At 56.0% G+C, this 5,712-nt stretch carries 8 protein-coding genes; 3 read left to right on the top strand and 5 right to left on the bottom strand.

Translation table 11 applies throughout. The annotated features are described in order from the left end of the window. The 3 genes from DBR24_RS33605 to DBR24_RS24670 all read left to right on the top strand — a co-directional run. The coding region (locus tag DBR24_RS33605; protein WP_256591803.1) for an Ig-like domain-containing protein at positions 1–700 on the top strand (700 nt) is incomplete at its 5' end. A 72-nt stretch (positions 701–772) separates the two neighbouring features. Further along, positions 773–1,237 (top strand): curlin, encoded by a 465-nt coding sequence (locus DBR24_RS24675; protein WP_128616044.1) that lies wholly within the window; start codon positions 773–775, stop codon positions 1,235–1,237. A gap of 27 nt (positions 1,238–1,264) precedes the next feature. Next, the gene (locus DBR24_RS24670) at positions 1,265–2,716 is read left to right on the top strand and encodes a curlin (RefSeq protein WP_128616043.1); all 1,452 of its coding nucleotides are present in this window, start codon (positions 1,265–1,267) and stop codon (positions 2,714–2,716) included. Positions 2,717–2,858: 142 nt separating this feature from the next. On the opposite strand, the gene DBR24_RS24665 is transcribed toward DBR24_RS24670, so the two are convergent. The 5 genes from DBR24_RS24665 to DBR24_RS24645 all read right to left on the bottom strand — a co-directional run bounded on the left by DBR24_RS24665 (position 2,859) and on the right by DBR24_RS24645 (position 5,323). Continuing rightward, on the bottom strand, positions 2,859–3,218 hold the full coding sequence (locus DBR24_RS24665; protein WP_224795170.1) for a hypothetical protein: 360 nt from the start codon (positions 3,216–3,218) through the stop codon (positions 2,859–2,861). 91 nt (positions 3,219–3,309) lie between these two features. Continuing rightward, positions 3,310–4,008: a hypothetical protein gene (locus DBR24_RS24660; RefSeq protein ID WP_128616041.1), complete on the bottom strand. Its 699-nt coding sequence runs from the start codon at positions 4,006–4,008 to the stop codon at positions 3,310–3,312. Further along, the gene (locus DBR24_RS24655) at positions 4,008–4,514 is read right to left on the bottom strand and encodes a PAAR domain-containing protein (RefSeq protein ID WP_128616040.1); all 507 of its coding nucleotides are present in this window, start codon (positions 4,512–4,514) and stop codon (positions 4,008–4,010) included. The genes DBR24_RS24660 and DBR24_RS24655 overlap by 1 nt, the downstream gene beginning before the upstream one ends. 35 nt (positions 4,515–4,549) lie before the next feature. Then, positions 4,550–4,795 (bottom strand): antitoxin, encoded by a 246-nt coding sequence (locus tag DBR24_RS24650; RefSeq protein WP_128616046.1) that lies wholly within the window; start codon positions 4,793–4,795, stop codon positions 4,550–4,552. Between the two features lie 156 nt (positions 4,796–4,951). Continuing rightward, the gene (locus DBR24_RS24645; RefSeq protein WP_095120173.1) at positions 4,952–5,323 is read right to left on the bottom strand and encodes a DUF6124 family protein; all 372 of its coding nucleotides are present in this window, start codon (positions 5,321–5,323) and stop codon (positions 4,952–4,954) included. Between the last annotated feature and the right edge of the window lie 389 nt (positions 5,324–5,712).

The following is a 5,712-nucleotide window of genomic DNA, read 5'->3' as shown; positions in this document are numbered from 1 at the left end:
GGTCTACACCCCGCCAGCCGTGGTCAACACGCCACTGACCACGACCTTCACCTACAAGGCGCAAGACGCCAAAGGCCTGACCTCGGCCAATCCGGCCACTGTGACGATTACCGTCGCGCCCAACCGGGCACCGACCGCCGTCGCCGACAGCGTCGCCACCTTGGGTGTGGCGATCCCGATCAACGTACTGGCCAACGACACCGATCCGGAAGGCAACGTGCCGCTGGGCGTCGCCAGCCTGACCCAACCGGCCGTCGGTCGTGGCACGGTCAGCACTGACGGCAGCGTGATCACCTACACGCCACCGGCCACCGTCACCACGGCGTTCACCACAACCTTCACCTACATCGCCCGGGACAGCTTCGGCGCCCTGTCGACGCCGGCCACGGTCACGGTGCAAGTGTCGCCACGGCCAGCAGCGGAAACCTTCACCGTCACCGCGTCCACGGTGCAGGCACGCTCCGGCGGTCGCTTCAACTGGGACTTCACCGGCACCTCGTCGGTGACCACCGGCAACACCATCACCGTGCAGGTCACCACCCCGACCGGACTGGTCACTCTCGGCACCACCACCGTACCGGTGACCGGACGCTGGCGGCTGACGCTGAACAACACAACGGTGGTGCCATCGGCCAACCCGACCGCGACGATCCGCTCGTCCCAGGGCACCGTGCGCACGGTCTCGGTGACCACGCTGTAAGCCAGATCCCCAGCCACTCTCGGGTGGCTGGGGTCGATTTCGAACCGGTTAACGCCTGACAGGATGTGAGCCATGAACACGCCGACCGCCGCCCTGCTTTGCCTGCTTGTGCTGTGCAGCAGTGCGGGCGTGCGTGCCGACGACCTGATGGAAAACGATGACTTGGCCCCGACCAGCAGCGACCTCGGCGAACTGCCCCCACCGGTGGGTCAGCAAGCCCTGATCGACCAGCTCGGCCAGGCCAACGTCGCCCTGCTGCAACAGAACGGTCAGTCGCTGCTCGGGCAGATCGTGCAGTCGGGCAGCAATCAGGAAGCGTACATCCTGCAACAGGGCAGCGACCTGATGGCGCTGATCAACCAGAACGGTTCCGGCAACGCCGCTTCGATCACGCAGAACGGCAGCCATAACCGCGCGCAGATTTCGCAAAACGGCAACAACAACGACGCCAGCATCGAGCAGGCCGGCGCGGGGCTGCAAAGCGCCGTGACCCAGTCGGGCAACGGCATGAGCGTTTCGGTCAAGCAATACCGCTAAGCACTGCAAATCATCGGAGAGATCATCATGTTCAAACTGACGCCCCTCACCGCCGCCCTCCTGGTCATGATCAGTGCCCAGGCCATGGCCGACGACAGCCTGTCCAACCAAAGCCAGGTCGGTACCGCCAACATCGCGGATGTGAAACAGACCCAGGCACCGTTCAGCACCGCCACCCAGACCCAACTGGGCCAGGGCAACGACGCCGCCGCCGTGCAAGACCACGCCAGCAGCGTGATCACCCAGGACGCGGTCGGCGACTACAACGCCGGCTACGCCGAACAACTTTACGAAGACAACGCCACCATCACCCAACAACAGGTCGGCGCCTTCAACACCGCCCACGCCAGCCAGTCGCTGGGCTTCGGCTCACCAAACAGCGCGCTGCAACAACAGCAAGGCACTGGCAACTTCTCGTTCGTCTATCAAGACTCGCAAAACGGCAGCGAAGGTAAAACCTTCCAGTTCGGCGACAGCAACGAAGCCAACATCGAACAACTCTATGAAGGCAGCGGCAACAGTTCAGTGATCACCCAATACGGCACCGCCAACTACGGCACCGCCGAACAGGTCACCCACAACGGCGGCCAGATCGGCATCAACCAGGCTGGCGAAAGTAACTACGCCTACGGCGACCAACGCAACGGCACCGGCGGCACCATCACCATCAACCAGTTCGGCAACCTCAACGGCAGCGAAATCTGGCAGGACGCGCAACTCGCCAGCCAGGCCACCGTCAACCAATACGGCGACAGCAACGAAACCGTGGTCGACCAAAGCTTCGGCGAAAACAACAGCGCCACCGTCACCCAGGTCGGCAACACCAACGCGATCTACGCCGACCAGTTCGAGTCAGTCAACTCGACGCTGGCGCTGTACCAGGTTGGCAACGGCAACGTGCACTACACCTATCAGAGCGGCGACGGCCACACACTCAGCGCCACCTCCGTGGGCAACGACAACAAGGTCTACGCCAGCAACTGGAAAGGCCCGCAATCGGGTGGGCAGTTCGGCAGTAACCAGCGTGCGACGGTGACTCAGGCGGGGAATGGCAACATCGCCAGCTTCACTCAGGATGGCGTCGGGCATGTGATGACCACGCACCAGACCGGGACTGGCAACAAAACCACGGTCAGTCAGGCTGAGTCGTATAACGAGCTGTATTTTGATCAGAACGGTAGCGACAACATTTTGATCTCGGATCAGCGCGGCACGGGCAACCTGGTGCAGGGTTCTTCGAATGGCACGGGCAACAGTGCTGAGTTTGATCAGTCCGGGACGGGGAACCAGGCGTATACCGCGCAGTTCTATGGCAGCGACAACATGATCACGGTGAAGCAAGCGGATACGATGAACGTGGCGTACGTGACCCAGGGCGGGACGGGGAACATTGCCAATGTCGATCAGAGTGGGGTTACGCAGACGGCGAATATTCAGCAGTTCGGGTCGGCTAACCAGGCGACGGTTTTGCAGCAGTAGGGGTTGGGTGTTGATGGGCCGCGATTCTCTGGTGAGGGGGGTCGCGGTTTTTTTGGCCTATGCAGGAGCTGCCAAAGGCAGCGTTCTTTTGATTTTGCTATTGGAGATCAGAAGATCGCAGCCTTCGGCAGCTCATAGTCGATCAATCTGGCATTGAACGAATAATGTCGGCCAGATCATCCTTGGTTAACTCATTGGCCTTAATGGCGGCAGCGATATCTTTTTTGGAAAGCGGAAAACGCTTGAAAATTTCTTTCAAAGTATCTGCATCCACATTTGCCAGCCAGAGTGGATCAATAAAAGAACCACCATACTCAGGCTTCATGGGCACTTCTTCGTGAGCAATCGCGCCTTTATGATTCAGATACACCACATAACGATCGTGACCTTCAGGAAAGCTTTTATCGTGGTAGAGCGTAGTGCCCAGAGGCAGGACATAGAAATTATCGTCGCCATTTGGACCTTCGATAAGCAGCGGTTCTTTAGTTTTGATCATTTTCATATCGTGCCCCTTCGCAATATCATCAGAAATCAGAAAAGCCAAAAAAATCGCATTTACGGATAAAACCACCACCAGCCAAAGGCCAAGTCGCCTATTTGTAAACATTTTTCTTATCATAAGGTGCCTCGGTATTCGCTTCGAGCATGGCTTGCAAATCCGCCGGCATAAAAATTCCGTCCTGCGGACTACTTTGCGTACGCGCTGCCTGTCTCTCAATAAAAGAAAGACCTCGCATCTCATTATATTTTGCCGGATTTTGCACAATTGGCTTACCCGAAACTTTTGCCCCTGCAATTGTTACGGTTGTGCAGTTATTCGTAGTTGGATGATAGTTTGAGGGCAGGACGTAACGTGCTGACGACGCTGTCTTTCTTCTCTGTTCTTTTTGTTGAGCGACAATGCCGTCGAAATGGGCGATAACAGCCTCAGCCTTAGCATTATCCAAAAAATAAACAAAACCAGTTGTTGTACGCCCCAAACTATTCTCACCAGAGATATACGTTTTGAAGGACGTCCAAACATTCAACACACCCTCCCCCTCGCTATCGAACGTTCCCCATGTTTTGCCATAACGACCAAAATCGTAGGTGATGTCTTTGCTACCAACCACCACGTGTAAAGCTGCGTGCCCGAAAGGATGCTCTTCTTTATCGCGGGTATAGGGACCACCAACCAGTATTTCCATATAGGCACCTGACACGACTATCTGATTAGTCTTTGTAGTTTTTCCTGATGCGCCTGTATTTTTTGCTGCCTGTGTGGTGCTGTTAGTTTTAGTAGGCTGAACCATTAAAGATGTTCCGTATCTTCAAGCTTCGGAAATTTTATGCTGCAACTCCCCCTAGGAATATTTGCAACATGCACAAAGCCATTTTCGTCAAGGACGCCAGTCATCAAGGTTCCATCCGGCAGCGTCAGTTCATACGCCTCATTGGCGATGGGCTCATCTTTTTCGTTAAGCAACTGAAACTCGACAAAAGTCTTTTCTTTCAGAAACTGCGAGAAGAAGCTAGTGGAAGCGCCACCACCAGACTGACCGACGAAGGTGTCGGGTGATCCGGCAGTAATAGTCGCTCCGCATGCTGTTTGGGAGCCAACATGGGCAACGTCTTTCCCCAAACCGAAAACATGGGGAGCGCCCGTCGTTATGGGGTTACTGCCGTGAAGAGGACAGGAATAGATATCTCCTACCAACGCCACGGGCATTGAATTAACAAAAATAGGACTTGATCCAGTGGAAATGTTTCCGCCGTGACTCCCTGGGTCTCCGAGCCTTGCGACTGGCTTTCCTGCCATCGTTTCTCTCCTTTGAATATTACAATCAACCGATGTTACCTGATCTTTGATGACTCCTGAACGGTCAAGGATTCATCGTTGTCAGACGCCTCAAGTGCCTCCTGCTTGCGCCGCACCCTTTCCATCAATGCCTCGATCTCTGCCATTACCTGCTCATGCGGAATGTTCGGACGCGGATCATCGAGTGACTTCTGGACTTCGGCACGAAACCAACGGTCGTAGCTGGCGGCCTGTTCTTCGCTTTCTAAATCTGGAACGGTTGTGGAAAACAGGGGATCCATGGTGCTTCCGGATTGAGGGTAAAAACGCGGTTTCTGTTCTTGATCGTTCCCACGCTCTGCGTGGGAATGCCGCTCGGGACGCTCAGCGTTCCAGCTCGCGAATTTGACGCAGAGCGTCAGGGGCTGCATTCCCACGCAGAGCGTGGGAACGATCAATCAGCCATCCTTCAACTCGACGTGATCCAGCGCTTGATTCACCGCCAGTTCGCCCAGCATGACGACTTGTGCGATACCCAGTGCAGTCTTGCGGTGCGAGGTTTCCAGCGAGGCGGCGAAGTTGATGAGCATTTCGCTGGCCGAGCCGAGGGTTTCGCTGGCGTTGGCCAGCAGAGATTCGGTGTTGTACCTGGGGTTGGCGAGGTACATGGGTTCCGGCTCGTTGGCGCTGGACATGATGTGGGCAGTGGGGTTGAGGTAGAAATCGAGGGCGCGGTCGGCGGCTTCGTGGAGTTTTTTGCTGTCGACTGAGGCGTAGGGGGATGTGGTGTTGGTGTCTGGTTCTGGGGGGTTGGGTGTTGGTTTTTTCATGGTGATTCTCTCTCATTGATAGTTGCAACTGGCCCATTCGACTTCCAGGAAAAATGGGTGGCAGCTGTACGCAGGCTGGAAATCCGGGAGAGAGCAACCCGGCAGACACGAATGTCTCCCGCGCACAACCGCCATAACAGAGTGCACACAATGAAAGTGCGCAAGCATACGTTATGAAAGGCGTATCTGCTCTCTCGTGTCTTCGGGTTTCCACGCCCGGTCACTGAATTGGCAGCGACGAACACAGGCTAGAGACCGGACGTCCGACGGACAACCTGAAAATCTTGTGGGAAGGTTCCGCCGATTCAGACACTTCTTTAAACACACTTCAGATCGCAGCCTGATCTGGTCAAACGATCCTGGACACAGTTATAGGGTTTTATCCCTTT

The organism is Pseudomonas sp. HMWF006 (assembly GCF_003061205.1).
GTDB lineage: Bacteria > Pseudomonadota > Gammaproteobacteria > Pseudomonadales > Pseudomonadaceae > Aquipseudomonas > Aquipseudomonas monsensis.
This window is presented reverse-complemented; position numbering and strand designations above follow the sequence as displayed.